This window comes from Actinocrinis sp., assembly GCF_035650855.1.
Taxonomy (GTDB): domain Bacteria; phylum Actinomycetota; class Actinomycetes; order Streptomycetales; family Catenulisporaceae; genus Actinocrinis.
In genome coordinates, this window is the sequence record NZ_DASRGV010000387.1 from 1 (window position 1) to 12,813 (window position 12,813).

Consider the following 12,813-nt stretch of genomic DNA (forward strand, 5'->3'; position numbering starts at 1 on the left):
TGGTCACCTTCCTCGCACTCCTCGTCGCCGGCATCGCCCTGCTCGACGCCGCGGTCGGCCTCGTCTCGCGCTACCTGTCCGCGCGCATCGGCGAAGGCCTGATCGCGTTGCTGCGCACCAAAGTCTTCGCGCATGTACAGCGCATGCCGATCGCCTTCTTCACACGCACCGAGACCGGTGCGCTGGTCTCGCGGCTCAACAGCGACGTGCTCGGCGCGCAGCGCGCGTTCACCTCCACGCTCTCCAGCGTCGTGTCCAATCTGGTCTCGCTGCTGCTGACCGGGATCACCATGTTCGTGCTGTCCTGGCAGATCACCCTGCTCGCGCTGATCCTGTTGCCGATCTTCGTCCTTCCGGCCAAATGGATGGGCCGCAGGCTCCAGCAGATGACCCGCGAGCAGATGCAGCTGAACGCGGACATGTCCACGATGATGACCGAGCGGTTCAACGTCTCCGGCGCGCTGCTGGCCAAGCTGTTCGGCCGCCCGGAGGAGGATGACGCGCTCTACGCGGCGAAAGTCGACCGGGTGCGCGGCATCGGCGTGCGGGTCGCCGTCTCCAGCAGCGGCTTCATGACCTCGCTGACCCTGGTCGCCGCGCTCGCCACCGCGATGGTGTACCTGATCGGCGGGCGGATGGCCGTGAGCGGGCACCTCTCCCTCGGCACCATGCTCGCGCTCGTCGGGCTGCTCGGGCGCCTCTACGGCCCGCTGACCGCGCTGGCGAACGTGCGCGTGGACGTGATGACCGCGCTGGTCTCCTTCGACCGGGTCTTCGAGCTGCTCGACCTGCCGCCGATGGTGACCGAGCGGCCCGAGGCCGCGCCGGTCCCGCCGGGAACGCCGGTCATCGAGTTCGAACACGTGGCCTTCCGCTACCCGACCGCGGCGGAGGTCTCCCTCGCCTCGCTCGAATCAGTGGCCGTACTCGACCAGGCGCCCTCCGCGCAGGTGCTGCGCGACCTGAGCTTCCGCGCCGAGCCCGGCACGATGACCGCGCTGGTCGGGCCCTCCGGGGCGGGCAAGACGACGATCACCGCGCTCGCGGCCAGGCTCTACGACGTGACCGGCGGCAGCGTGCGTGTCGGCGGGCTGGATGTGCGCGACGCGCAACTCAGCTCCCTGCGAGAGCGGATCGGCGTGGTGACTCAGGACGCGCACATGTACCACGACACGATCCGCCACAACCTGCTCTACGCCCGCCCGGAGGCGACCGAGGCCGAGCTGGTGCAGGCGCTCAAGGACGCGCAGATCTGGGACCTGGTCGCCTCGCTGCCCGACGGGCTCGACACGGTCGTCGGCGACCGCGGCTACCGGCTCTCCGGCGGCGAGAAGCAGCGCATCGCCATCGCCCGGCTGCTGCTCAAGGCCCCGGACGTGGTGGTGCTCGACGAGGCCACCGCGCACCTGGACTCAGAGTCCGAGGCCGCGGTCCAGCACGCCCTCGCCAGCGCCCTGCGCGGCCGCACCTCCCTCGTCATCGCGCACCGACTCTCCACCGTCCGCGACGCCGACCAGATCCTCGTGGTCGACGGCGGCAGCATCGTCGAGCGCGGCACGCACGCGCAGCTGCTCGCCGCCGACGGCTTGTACGCGGATCTCTACCGCACCCAGTTCGCCCATCAGGAATCCGCGACGCAGCCGATCGCTTGATCTAGAAGAAACGGCGACACCGTCGTGTTCTCGGCGACCAGGAACCGCCAGAAGGTGCGCAACCTCGCCCGCGACCCGCGGGTCAGCCTCACCGTCTCCGACCCGGCCAACCCGTATCAGAGCATGGAGATCCGCGGCGCCGCAGAGCTGATGGACGACCCGGACAAGGCCCTGCCGCTGCGGCTTTCGCACAAGTACCTGGGCCAGGACCCGATGCCCGAATCGGCGCAGGTCGAGCGCGTGATCGTCAAAGTGACGCCGCACAAGGTCGACAGCTTCTCCGCCTGAACCGGACGCCCGCTCAGCGCAGCAGCGTCATGCCGAACTCGGCGGCGACGGGGGAGGGGTGCTTGGCCTTCGCCGTGACCGGCCGCCGGGTCACCGGAGGCGCGGACTCGGACTCGGCGTCGGCGCCGCTCGCCGCGACCCGGTCGAAGTCGATCCGGTCGCCGTCCGGCAGCCCGCGCGCCAGCTCCGCGGCGATCGCGTTCCACGCCCCCGCCTGCTGCCAGTCGCGCAGCCGCCGCCAGCAGGTCATCCCGGAACCGAAGCCGAGTTCCTTCGGCAGCCGCTCGAATCCGATGCCGCGCGCCAGCACCACCAGGATCCCGGTCAGCACGGCGCGGTCGTCCAGCGGCTTGCGCCCGGGGTAGCGGCGGCGGCGGGCCCGCTGCGGGATCAGCGGCTCGACCCGCTCCCACACTGCGTCGGTGATAACCGGGTCGGTGCGCGGCAGCCCGGCGCGGCGCGGCCGCGGCACACCCGGCAGGCCGGAACCGAGCATCGGCGCGCCGATCCCGCTCGGACTCAGCGGACCCAGCCCCGCCGGGCCGCGCGGAGCCCGTGGGCGCAGCTGCGCCGCGGGCGGGGGCGCGGACGCGCGCACGGACGGGAAGCTGGGAACAGCAGACGACTCTGACACAACCAGTACAACGGGCAATCCGGCCGCGGGTAACGGGTTCCGCGCGCGTGCGCGTGGCCAACTGTTGCCGTGTGACACGAACCACGGCCGGGAGCGCGCACAGTGACGGTTACACTGCGTCCCGTGCCCGCATCTGACGAAGGCTCAGAGGCCGATCCGGGGTCGCTGCCGGATTCGCTGTGGCCGCTCGGCGACGAGGTGGCCACAGCGCTGCTCGGCCTGCTGGAGGTGGAACTGCGCGGCCGGGGACTGCGCTGGCGGGTGGTGGCGCGCGACCGGCTCGAGGTCGGCGGGACCGACCGGCCGTGGCCGGGCACCGCGGTCGACCTCGCCCCGCTGCGCGAGCGGATGCGCGAAAGCCCGAAGGCCGACTGGCCCGAGCTGATCGAGCACTACGTCAGCAGCCTGCGAAACGGCGCGTCCGGCGGCGCCGGCCGGGAGGCGGACGCGGAGGGCTCGCTCTGGCAGCGCGTCCGGGAACCGCTGCGGGCCCGGATCCTGCCCGCGGACTGCGCCGACACCGCCCTCACCGGCGCGCTGCAACGCGTCGTGGCCGACGGCCTGCTGGAGGCGGTGATCACCGAAGCGCCGCTCAACGGGAACGGAATCGCTCAAAACGGCGATCCGATCGGCGGTGAACTGGTGCCGGTGGGCGAGGCCCTCGGCTGGGGCGTGGCCGAGCACGTCGTGTTCGACGCCGCGCGGGCCAACGTGCGCCGCGACACCAGGATGGAGGCCGAGCGCTTCACGATCGACGGCACCGAACTCGTCGCCCTCTTCGGCCCGAGCCACTACACCGCGACGCACGTGCTCTGGCTCGCCGAGCACCTGGCCGGCATGCCCGGCTACGTCGAGGCCAACGGCGCGCTGGTCGTTCTGCCGCACCGGCACCTGATCGCCGTGCACCCCATCGAGTCGGCGGCCGTGGTCGCCGCCGCCGGAACGCTGCTGCGCTTCGCCGCCCGGCAGTTCGAGACCTGTCCCGGGCCGATCTCCGACCAGCTCTACTGGTGGCAGGGCGGGACGCTGACCCGGCTACCCTCCGACAGCGTGGGGGAGACCCTCCAGCTCTTCCCCAGCGACCGGTTTGCCGCGCTCCTTGACCGCCTCCGCATCGGCGGCGGGCACCCCGGCGCCAACTGACTCCGGCGCTCCCGGCTCGGCCGCAGCCGGTTCTGCGGCAGCCGGTTCTGCCGCGGCGGCCGCGGCCTCCTGCGCCGCGATCAGCCGGTCGCCGGCCTCCCGCCGGATGAGCAGGAACCAGGTCACCGGCATCACCACGGCGAAGACCCACCACTGCACCATGTAGGCGATGTACATCGTGTTGTCGTAGGTCGGGTTCGGCACCGGCTGGGCGGCGCCGGCGGCCGTGTTCGCCGGAGTGCTCGACGTCAGCCGGACCGAGCCGTCGCGCAGCGGATGCGGTACCCGCGAAGTCAGGTCGCCGCGCGTGATCAGCGCGATCTCGCCCGCCGGAAGCTGCGCCGTGTCGTCCTTGATCCGCGTGTCCGCCGTCGTCTCGTCCGGCTGCAGCGAACCGGACACCGTGACCGTCCCGGACGGCACCGGCGGGAACGCGGGGGCCGTCGTCACCATCCCCGTGGTCGATTCGGGTACCCATCCCTGGTTGACCAGCACTGCCGTGCCGTCCGCGAGCACCAGCGGGGTCACCACGAACCAGCCCGGCTGCTGGTTCTGCGAGCGGTTGCGGACCATGAACTGGTGCGCCGTGTCGTACCGGCCGGTCGCGGAGACCATCTTCCACTGCTGGCTCTGCGTGACGGTGTGCCCGGTCGGGTTGACCGAGTCCAGCGGCACCGGCGCGGCGGCCAGCGCGCCGAGCACCACGCCCTGTGAGTCGGCACGGTCCTTCCACAGGTCACGCTGCCACTGGCCGAGCCCGATGAAGGCCGGGATCAGCACGAACCAGGTAAGCGCGTGGAAAGCCAGCCACTTCGGCGTGAAGACAAAGCGGTACGAGCGCACCGAACGACGGTACAACGCGGGCCGTGCGGGTTCAGCACCGGGCCCGGTGACCCCTTGCGCGACCGGTCGTTTCTCTGGTTGTTGTACAGCTACGAGGGCGCGTCCGCGTCCGTGCCGAAGGGAAACCCACCATGATCAAAGGCTTCAAAGAGTTCATCATGCGCGGAAGCGTCGTCCAGCTGGCGGTCGCGGTGGTCATGGGCGCGGCCTTCGGCGCGGTGATCACCTCGCTGGCCTCGGACGTCATCATGCCGCTGATCACCGCGATCTTCGGCAAGCAGGACTACACCAAGCTGCTGTTCACGGTGAACCACTCGCAGATCTTCTACGGCAAGTTCATCACCGCCGTGATCTCCTTCCTGCTGATCGCCCTCGGCGTCTACTTCCTGATCGTCGCCCCGCTCAACCACTTCGAGAAGATGCGCAAGCGCCGTCAGGGTGTCCCGGATGTGCCCCCGCCCGCCGAGTCTGAGCTCGAACTGCTCGCCCAGATCCGCGACGCGCTGCGCGACGGCCGCGCTCCGTCCGCCGGCGTCGGTACGGGCTTCGAGCGGGAGTAACCGTTCGCCCGCGCTGGATCGTGGTGTCAGAGTCTTCACGTCCGGTGCCTCGACGCGGGTACCGGGCGTGCCAGACTTCGGGCATGAATTCCCAAGGGGGCATGGGCTCCATCGGCGGCCAGGCGCGCGTGCGTATATCCGCCTCGGCTAAGGGCGCGGCGCGCGTCATCAAGCGCGGCTGGAAATGGAACCCGGACGTACGCACCGGCGACCAGCTCACCCTCGGCGAACGCGCCGCCGACAAGATGCGCAACGGCATGGGCTCGTGGGCGTTCGTGTTCGCCGCCTGCGCGTTCCTGGCCCTGTGGATGATCGTCAACGGCCTGATCGCGCACGAGCATCACCACACGTTCGACCCGTACCCCTTCATCCTGCTCAACCTCCTGCTCTCCTGCGTCGCCGCGCTCCAGGGCGCGATTCTGCTGATCGCCGCCAAGCGCAGCGACCAGATCTCCAGCGAGCTCGCGCAACACGACTACGAGGCCGACGTCGCGTCGCACGAGCTGCTGCAAACCCTCACCGTCAACTTCGCCGCGCTCGCCGAGCAGCACGACGCGATGAACAAGCAAGTCTGCGCCCTGATGGAGATGGTCCAGGGGCTGGCCGCGCCCGAGGAGGCGTAGGCAGCGCGGAGGTGTAGGCAGCGCGGCGCGGGAGTGCCTAGGCCGAGGCGGCGGTCAGCGCGGACAGCTCCTCTTCCGACAGCGCCAGCTCGGTGAACGGCAGCAGTTCGAGCAGTTGCTGTGGCGTGCGCGCGGACGCGATCGGCGCGGCGATCGTCGGCTGCGCGGCAAGCCAGGCCAGCGAAACCGCAGCGACCGTCGTACCGTGCGCCGCCGCTACCTGATCCAGGGCATCGAGCACCCGGTACCCGCGCTCGTTGCGGTACGGCGCGACACCGCCCGCACGCACCGAGTCGACGTCCACACCGGGCCGGTACTTACCGGCCAGGAAGCCGCGGGCCAGCCCGTAGAAGGGCACGCCGGGCACGCCCTCCCGCTCCAGCACCGGCGCCAGGTCGCGCTCGTACTCGGTGCGCTCCAGCAGGTTGTAGTGGTTCTGCAGCGCCGAGTACCGGGCCAGCCCCTCCCGCTCGGAAACCGCGAGCGACTCGGTCAGCCGCGGCGCCGTGAAGTTCGATGCTGCGATGTACCGCACCTTGCCCTCGCGCACGAGCGCGTCGAACGCACCAAGAGTCTCCTCGATCGGCGTGCCCGGGTCATCCGCGTGCGCGTAATACAGATCGATGTAGTCCGTACCGAGCCGCTGCAACGACTCTTCGGCGGCGGCGCGGATGTTCGCCGCGGACAGCCCCGGACGGCTAGGCAGCTTGGCCACCTTGGTCGCGATCACCATCGCGTCCCGGTTGCCGCGCGATTTCATCCAGCGGCCGATGATCCGCTCGGAGTCGCCGCCGGTGTTCCCCGGAACCCACAGCGAGTACACGTCCGCGGTGTCGATGAAATTGCCCCCGGCCGCGGCGTAAGCGTCCAGGATCGCGAACGACTCGTCCTCGTCCGCCGACCAGCCGAACACGTTGCCGCCGAGGCACAGCCCGAAGACGTCCAGATCGGTGTTCCCAAGTTTCGCCATGGATCGAACTTAGCAGCGCCCGCTTAGCGCCCGGCTTTACCGGCGGCCGCTTCGAAGGCCCGCGTGGCACCGCCCTGAGCCGAAAACCATTCGAATCTTGTCGGTGGGCACCAGTAGCGTCGATAGGGTGTCTGGACGATCGCACCCTCCCCAAACTTCGCCGCAGGCGGTCCCTGGCGAGGTCCTGATCGAGGCCCGCGCCTTGACCAAGCGCTTCACCAAGAAGGGCGCGGAACCGTTCACCGCGGTCGCCGGGGTCGACTTCGAGGTGCGCCGCGGCGAGGTGTTCGGCTTCCTCGGGCCCAACGGCGCGGGCAAGAGCACCACCATGCGGATGATCGGCTGCGTGTCCCCGAGCACCGGCGGCAGCCTGCGGATCTTCGGCATGGACCCGGCCGCCGACGGCCCCGCGATCCGGGCCAGGCTCGGCGTCGTGCCGCAGGAGGACACCCTCGACACCGAGATGCTGGTCCGCGACAACCTGCACGTCTACGGCCGCTACTTCGGGCTGCCGCGCGCCGTGATCCGGGAGCGCACCGAGCGGCTGCTGGACTTCGTGCAGCTGGCCGACCGCGCCGACGACAAGGTGGAGCCGCTCTCCGGCGGCATGAAGCGCCGGCTGACCATCGCCCGCTCGCTGATCAACGAGCCGGAGATCCTGATCCTCGACGAGCCGACCACCGGCCTCGACCCGCAGGCCAGGCACGTGGTGTGGGACCGGCTCTACCGGCTCAAGCAGCAGGGCACGACGCTCATCCTCACCACGCACTACATGGACGAGGCCGAGCAGCTGTGCGACCGGCTGGTGGTCATGGACAAGGGCCGCATCGCCGCCGAGGGCGCGCCGCACGAGCTGATCGGGCGCTACTCCACCCGCGAGGTCCTGGAGCTGCGCTTCCCGCTCGACGAACAGGAGCAGGCGGCGGAGAAGGCCGCCGGCGTCGCCGAGCGCGTCGAGGTGCTGCCCGACCGCGTGCTGCTCTATGTCGACAACGGCGAGGCGGCGCTGCAAGCCGTGCGCGGACGAGGGCTGGAGCCGGTGACCGCGCTGGTGCGCCGCTCCACGCTGGAGGACGTCTTCCTCACCCTCACCGGCCGCACCCTGGTCGACTGAGGACGGCCCCGATGACAACGCTCGAACCGACCGCTACCGAAACGGCGCCCGCGCCGAGCTACCTGCCGCCCACGCAGGTTCCCGGCGCGGTGCGCTTGACCTACCGTCAATTCCGCTACTGGGTCACCTACTCCCGGCGCACCTGGCGCGGCACCGTCCTGTCCGCGATCTTCGGTCCGGCGCTCTACCTGACCGCGATGGGCCTCGGCCTGGGCACCCTCGTCGACCACGGTCGCGGCCTGCCCGGCGGCGTGCGCTTCCTCGACTTCGTCGCGCCCGGAGTGCTGGCCGCGAACGCGATGCAGACCGCGTTCGGCGAGGGCACGTACCCGGTCCTCGGCAGCGTCAAGTGGTTCGGCAACTACTGGGCCGCCGTCAACACGCCGCAGCGGCCGGAGGACGTCGTCGCCGGACACGCCGCCCTCGCGCTCGTCCGGCTCTCCGCGCTCAGCGGGATCTTCTTCGCCTTCATGAGCGCGTTCGGCACCCTGCACTCCAACCTCGGCATCCTGGCCTGGCCCGCCTCTGTGCTCACCGGTGCGGCGTTCCTGCTGCCGATCATGGCGTACGTGATCACGCTGGACAGCGACGTGTCGCTCAGTGCCCTGTTCCGCTTCGTGATGACCCCGCTGTTCCTGTTCTCCGGCACCTTCTTCCCCTGGCAACAGCTGCCGGCGTGGGCGCACCCGATCGCGTACGCCACCCCGCTGTGGCACGGCGTGCAGCTGTGCCGCTCGCTGACCCTCGGCGGCGCGACCTGGACCGCGTCGCTGGTGCACGTCGCCTACCTGCTCGCGTTCGCGCTCGGCGGCTACGCGATCGCCCGGATCACCTACCGCCGCCGGCTCTACCGCTGAGCTGGAACTAAAGCCCCGCAAGAGATCCAAGCCGAAGGACGGAGTCGAGAGACCGATGACGACGCTCAGCTACGCGCCCCGCGCCGTCCCGGCATTCGGCCTCGGCTCGAAGCGCTCGCTGCACCTGATCGAGCGCAACATGCTGGCCTACCGCCGCATGTGGCTGATCCTGATCTCCGGCGTCTTCGAGCCGGTCTTCTACCTGCTGTCCATCGGCGTCGGCCTGGGCAAGCTGATCCCGAACGTCACCGGACCCGGCGGCAGACCGGTCACCTACGTCGAATTCGTCGCGCCGGCGCTCCTGGCCACCGCCGCGATGCAGGGCGCGATCTTCGACTCCACGTTCAACATCTTCTTCAAGATCAAGTACGGCCGGAACTACCACGCGATCCTGGCCACCCCGCTCACGGTCGGCGATGTGGCGCTCGGCGAGGTCGGCTGGGCGCTGCTGCGCGGCCTGCTGTACGCGGCGGCGTTCCTGTGCGTGGCGGCCGGCTTCGGCGCGACCCCGTCCTGGTGGGCGCCGCTGGCCCTACCCGCCGCGGTGCTGATCGGCTTCGCCTTTGCCGGCCTCGGCATGGCCTGCACGACGTTCATGAGGTCCTGGCAGGACTTCGACTGGGTCACCCTGGCCATGATGCCGATGTTCCTGTTCTCCACGACCTTCTTCCCGCTCGGCGTCTACCCCCGCTGGCTGCAGGTTTTCGTGGAGTGCACCCCGTTGTACCAGGGCATCGAGATCGTCAGAGGCCTAATGCTCGGCACCGTCGAGCCCGCGCTGATCGGCCGCGCGGCGTACCTGGCGGTCGTCGGCGCGGTCGGTCTCGCCATCGCCTCGCGCCGCCTCGGCAGGCTGCTGCTGGCCTGACCGCGGGCGCGCGCCGACACCGAGCGGTCTGACCGGGCTTGCGGCCGGCGGTTATGTGTCCCCACCCGCCAGTGAGTGTGTGGGTGCTGGGTGTTTTGGGGTCTGCGGCTGGTCTGGGCCTGGACAGCCTGCTTAAACAGATGGCCCTGAACCCGCTGAGTTCGTTCCGCGCTATCCGTCTATCAGGACGGCAGCAATTCCAGGCCGTCGCAATGACGCAGCTTTACAGCGTGGAAGTGCCTGTGGTCGATGCTGGCGATCATCGTGACGTTCAAGCGTTCCGCCATCGCCATCACATGTGCATCGACGACACCAAGTGGGAAGCCCTGGTATTGCTCGACCAGTTCAACGACGCGATCGAAATCCTCAGGCTCGGGAGCGAGAAGTCGGAGTTGGCCGTGTTGGACGGCACGCAGGAACGCGATCTCGGCGCGAGCCCCGAGATGTTTCTGCAGGTGGTAGCACACTTCGACCATGACCGGTGCGGGCACAAGCAGCGGTGGCGCAGTGGCGAGCATTAGCGCGGCGCTGGCAGCATGGTGCTTGTCATCGCGATCGAACGCCGCATAGAGCGGGCCGGTGTCCCAGAGCATCACTGGTCGGCGGGCCCGCCGGTTGGGTGTTCGCTGAACAGCAACTCATCAGCGCGCTCGGAGATGTCGCTGCGGCCGCTGGCGAACGCGCCGAGGAAGTCGGGACCGTCCCACACGGGCGCGTCCGCTTCAGCTCGGTGCGCGTGCGTACGCACGTATTCGAGCAAAGGCGCCAGTTCGGCTTCAGGCAGTTGGTCCACGACTCGGTGGAACTCATCGCGCAGGACCGTCATGACAGCCAGGATAGCTGGCGGATTGCGGACGTGCCCTGCCTGCCGGGCATCCGACGTCGTTCGAAGCGCAATTCCACGACACATCTTCGGGCATGTCTTGCTGGCAGGACTTCGACTGGGTCACCCTGGCCATGATGCCGATGTTCCTGTTCTCCACGACCTTCTTCCCGCTCGGCGTCTATCCCCGCTGGCTGCAGGTTTTCGTGGAGTGCACCCCGTTGTACCAGGGCATCGAGATCGTCAGAGGCCTGATGCTCGGCACCGTCGAGCCCGCGCTGATCGGCCGCGCGGCATACCTGGCGGTCGTCGGCGCGGTCGGCCTCGGCATCGCCTCGCGCCGCCTCGGTAGGCTGCTGCTGTCCTGACCGCGGGCGCGCGCCGACACCGAGCGGTCTGACCAGGCTTGCGGCCGGCAGTTACGTGTCCCCACCCGCCCGCTCCCGCGCGGGTCAGCCCGTTTCCACTCTGCGTCGGCGTCTCACGTCCTGCGGCGACTCGCGAAGCAGCCGAGAAGGGCCGCGCCTCCCGAACGTTCTAGGGGCGCGGCGCCATCCGTCTGCGATCAGGAGTTGGGGCGCTTTCCGTGGTTTGCCTTCTTCTTCTTGCGGGCCCGCTTCTTGTTACCGCCCTTTGCCATGGCGTTCCTCCTCGTCAGTGCGCCTGCGGCGCGTCCGGGTGTTTCGGGCGTTCGCCAGTCTAGGGTCGTCGTCGAAGCTCGCGTCCCAACACGCCGCTCGGCGGCGCCTCGGGCCTGGCGGAGGCCGACGTCGCCGCAGGTCAGCGACCAGGCATTGTCGCGCGGTCGAGGCACGTCATTCGTCGAGTGCACGCCGCCGTACGTGGGCCGCGGTCGGCCTCTCCGACGCGGGTCGAAGCGCGTCGGGCGTAGTGGACCAGCGAGCTGACGGTGTATCAGACCGCGGACCCGCTTTTCGCGACGCGGCGGTAGAGTTGCCGCTTGAACTTCAGGGCGGGTCTCGAGCGCTGCGACTCGGGTTCGGGTATGGGTGGACATGTCCTGCTGATCCTCGTTACCGCATGCCCCGCGGTGGCGGCGTCGCCACTGTGCGCAGTTCGGCGACCCGGCGCCGGAAGCGCTCGCAACCCGTCTGGACGACGCTCTTACGTGAAATTGGATCTCTAGACGTGACGGTATCTGATTCGGCCGGCCGACGATTGAGCACGGCAGACGTGACGACTGAGCAGCATGTGCCGCTGGCGTCTCCTCTGCAGGACGGGCCGCCGAGCCTAGCCGTGGAGGGCGCCGCCGCCTCTCACCGCGGTCGCCTGAGGCGCCGGGCAGCGCAACAGCCGAGTGGCGGCTCGCCCTTTTCTGTAGCTTTCGCCGCTGAGCACGCCGGTTTGATCTTAGCGATCGTGCTGGGCGTCCTACTTCCTGTTGTGGTGGCCGCAGCGACCGGCAACCTCTCGATTCCGCACAACGACGCCTGGTCCTACAGCCGGATCGCGCAGACATTTGGACATACCGGGCATATCAGGCTATTAGATTGGAACCGGTCCGCGCTGGTCGGCCAGTTCGTCGTGCTAGGACCGCTCGCCTCGTCGATCGTCGTGCAGCAGTTGTTCGTCGCGGCTCTCGCGCTCGTCGGCCTGGCCGCGGTGTACGACCTCACGCGGCCAGCCCTCGGGACCCGTGGCGCCGGCTACGCCACGCTCGTGGTCGCGCTCTGGCCCGGCTTCGGTCTGCTGGCTACTTCCTTCATGCCGGACATCCCCGCGCTCACCGCGGCGCTGCTCTGTCTCGCCCTCGGCCGCCGCGCGCTGGAGCGCGGCTCGGTGCTCCTGTTCACGCTGTCCATGGCCTCCGGTTTGTGGGGCATGACGATCCGGGAACAATCGGGCGCAGCGCCGGTGGCCATCGCCGCGTGCGCGCTCGCGATCGGCCGTTACCGTCGTGCGCTCCGTCCCCTGGTGACCATCGGCGTCACGATCCTCGCCGCGGTGCTGTATCTCGCGTTCGACGCCTGGCACAGCGGGTTGCCGAAGGCGGATCCGCCGAGCTACGCCGTCGTCAGCCACACGCTGGGCACAGCCGCGAACCTGATCAGCCGATCCTGGTTCACACTGGCGCTGCCGCTGGCTCCCGCGGTCGCGTATGCCGCTCGGCCCTGGCGTTGGCGGCGGCACAGCCAGATCGCGGCCGTGTTGACCGCCGTGGCCGCGGTCATGACGGTCCATGATTTCCATCCGAAGAACCTGTTCCTGGGTAACTACCTCGCGTGGAACGGTGCTTACGCGGCGGTCATGCCGGACGGCGACGACCGCGTCGTGTTCCCCCACCATCTTTGGTGGCTGGTCGTGGCCGCCGCGTGCTTGTCCGGCTTGCTGCTGACCGGGCTCGTCGTCGAGAACTATCGCCGCGTCGGCCCGATCCTCGGAGTCTTCACGCTCGTCACGGTGGTGGGCACGGTGGC

Annotated in this window: 15 protein-coding genes and 1 pseudogene; 10 read left to right on the forward strand and 6 right to left on the reverse strand. The window is 69.6% G+C overall.

The window, feature by feature from the left end; translation table 11 throughout:
• Positions 1-1,652, forward strand: a 1,652-nt coding sequence (locus VFB40_RS27210; RefSeq protein WP_324855667.1) for an ABC transporter ATP-binding protein, incomplete at its 5' end; no start/stop codon positions are given.
• 18 nt (positions 1,653-1,670) lie between these two features.
• A pseudogene (locus VFB40_RS27215) lies at positions 1,671-1,940 on the forward strand (TIGR03618 family F420-dependent PPOX class oxidoreductase); the annotation flags it as partial.
• A gap of 13 nt (positions 1,941-1,953) precedes the next feature.
• Here VFB40_RS27215 and VFB40_RS28845 read toward each other — a convergent pair.
• The gene (locus VFB40_RS28845; RefSeq protein ID WP_324855669.1) at positions 1,954-2,538 is read right to left on the reverse strand and encodes a transposase; all 585 of its coding nucleotides are present in this window, start codon (positions 2,536-2,538) and stop codon (positions 1,954-1,956) included.
• Between the two features lie 159 nt (positions 2,539-2,697).
• On the opposite strand from VFB40_RS28845, the gene VFB40_RS27225 reads away from it, so the two are divergent.
• Positions 2,698-3,717 carry a hypothetical protein gene (locus VFB40_RS27225; protein ID WP_324855671.1) on the forward strand — a complete coding sequence of 340 codons (1,020 nt, stop codon included), beginning with the start codon at positions 2,698-2,700 and terminating at the stop codon, positions 3,715-3,717.
• Here the strand turns inward: VFB40_RS27225 and VFB40_RS27230 are convergent.
• Complete coding sequence (locus tag VFB40_RS27230) at positions 3,610-4,560, reverse strand: SURF1 family cytochrome oxidase biogenesis protein (RefSeq protein ID WP_324855673.1); 951 nt, start codon at positions 4,558-4,560, stop codon at positions 3,610-3,612. The genes VFB40_RS27225 and VFB40_RS27230 overlap by 108 nt on opposite strands.
• Positions 4,561-4,691: 131 nt before the next feature.
• Between VFB40_RS27230 and mscL the strand changes: the two genes are divergently transcribed.
• Positions 4,692-5,120 (forward strand): large conductance mechanosensitive channel protein MscL, encoded by a 429-nt coding sequence (gene mscL / locus VFB40_RS27235; RefSeq protein WP_324855675.1) that lies wholly within the window; start codon positions 4,692-4,694, stop codon positions 5,118-5,120.
• An 83-nt stretch (positions 5,121-5,203) separates the two neighbouring features.
• Complete coding sequence (locus tag VFB40_RS27240) at positions 5,204-5,743, forward strand: DUF1003 domain-containing protein (protein ID WP_324855677.1); 540 nt, start codon at positions 5,204-5,206, stop codon at positions 5,741-5,743.
• Between the two features lie 37 nt (positions 5,744-5,780).
• Here VFB40_RS27240 and VFB40_RS27245 read toward each other — a convergent pair whose 3' ends face one another.
• Complete coding sequence (locus tag VFB40_RS27245) at positions 5,781-6,713, reverse strand: aldo/keto reductase (protein ID WP_324855679.1); 933 nt, start codon at positions 6,711-6,713, stop codon at positions 5,781-5,783.
• A 127-nt stretch (positions 6,714-6,840) separates the two neighbouring features.
• Between VFB40_RS27245 and VFB40_RS27250 the strand changes: the two genes are divergently transcribed.
• The 3 genes from VFB40_RS27250 to VFB40_RS27260 are packed head-to-tail and all read left to right on the forward strand — an operon-like array spanning position 6,841 to position 9,552.
• On the forward strand, positions 6,841-7,827 hold the full coding sequence (locus VFB40_RS27250; protein ID WP_324855681.1) for an ABC transporter ATP-binding protein: 987 nt from the start codon (positions 6,841-6,843) through the stop codon (positions 7,825-7,827).
• 11 nt (positions 7,828-7,838) lie between these two features.
• A complete protein-coding gene (locus VFB40_RS27255) occupies positions 7,839-8,684 on the forward strand; it encodes an ABC transporter permease (protein WP_324855683.1) in 846 nt (281 codons plus the stop codon).
• A 55-nt stretch (positions 8,685-8,739) separates the two neighbouring features.
• Positions 8,740-9,552, forward strand: a complete 813-nt coding sequence (locus VFB40_RS27260) for an ABC transporter permease (protein ID WP_324855685.1) — start codon at positions 8,740-8,742, stop codon at positions 9,550-9,552.
• Positions 9,553-9,734: 182 nt separating this feature from the next.
• On the opposite strand, the gene VFB40_RS27265 is transcribed toward VFB40_RS27260, so the two are convergent.
• Complete coding sequence (locus tag VFB40_RS27265; RefSeq protein WP_324855687.1) at positions 9,735-10,145, reverse strand: type II toxin-antitoxin system VapC family toxin; 411 nt, start codon at positions 10,143-10,145, stop codon at positions 9,735-9,737.
• Positions 10,145-10,378 (reverse strand): hypothetical protein, encoded by a 234-nt coding sequence (locus VFB40_RS27270; RefSeq protein WP_324855689.1) that lies wholly within the window; start codon positions 10,376-10,378, stop codon positions 10,145-10,147. Before VFB40_RS27270 ends, VFB40_RS27265 begins: the two co-directional genes overlap by 1 nt.
• 92 nt (positions 10,379-10,470) lie before the next feature.
• Between VFB40_RS27270 and VFB40_RS27275 the strand changes: the two genes are divergently transcribed.
• Positions 10,471-10,743, forward strand: a complete 273-nt coding sequence (locus VFB40_RS27275) for an ABC transporter permease (RefSeq protein WP_324855691.1) — start codon at positions 10,471-10,473, stop codon at positions 10,741-10,743.
• 197 nt (positions 10,744-10,940) lie between these two features.
• On the opposite strand, the gene VFB40_RS28850 is transcribed toward VFB40_RS27275, so the two are convergent.
• Positions 10,941-11,015 carry a 50S ribosomal protein bL37 gene (locus tag VFB40_RS28850; protein ID WP_414639585.1) on the reverse strand — a complete coding sequence of 25 codons (75 nt, stop codon included), beginning with the start codon at positions 11,013-11,015 and terminating at the stop codon, positions 10,941-10,943.
• A gap of 554 nt (positions 11,016-11,569) precedes the next feature.
• On the opposite strand from VFB40_RS28850, the gene VFB40_RS27280 reads away from it, so the two are divergent.
• The coding region (locus tag VFB40_RS27280; RefSeq protein ID WP_324855693.1) for a glycosyltransferase family 39 protein at positions 11,570-12,813 on the forward strand (1,244 nt) is incomplete at its 3' end.

Coding starts and splice junctions, on each gene's coding strand:
- mscL (WP_324855675.1), top strand. CDS start 4,692: ATGATCAAAGGCTTCAAAGAGTTCATCATGCGCGGAAGCGTCGTCCAG.
- VFB40_RS27240 (WP_324855677.1), top strand. CDS start 5,204: ATGAATTCCCAAGGGGGCATGGGCTCCATCGGCGGCCAGGCGCGCGTG.
- VFB40_RS27245 (WP_324855679.1), bottom strand. CDS start 6,713: ATGGCGAAACTTGGGAACACCGATCTGGACGTCTTCGGGCTGTGCCTC.
- VFB40_RS27255 (WP_324855683.1), top strand. CDS start 7,839: ATGACAACGCTCGAACCGACCGCTACCGAAACGGCGCCCGCGCCGAGC.
- VFB40_RS27260 (WP_324855685.1), top strand. CDS start 8,740: ATGACGACGCTCAGCTACGCGCCCCGCGCCGTCCCGGCATTCGGCCTC.
- VFB40_RS27265 (WP_324855687.1), bottom strand. CDS start 10,145: ATGCTCTGGGACACCGGCCCGCTCTATGCGGCGTTCGATCGCGATGAC.
- VFB40_RS27270 (WP_324855689.1), bottom strand. CDS start 10,378: ATGACGGTCCTGCGCGATGAGTTCCACCGAGTCGTGGACCAACTGCCT.
- VFB40_RS27275 (WP_324855691.1), top strand. CDS start 10,471: ATGTCTTGCTGGCAGGACTTCGACTGGGTCACCCTGGCCATGATGCCG.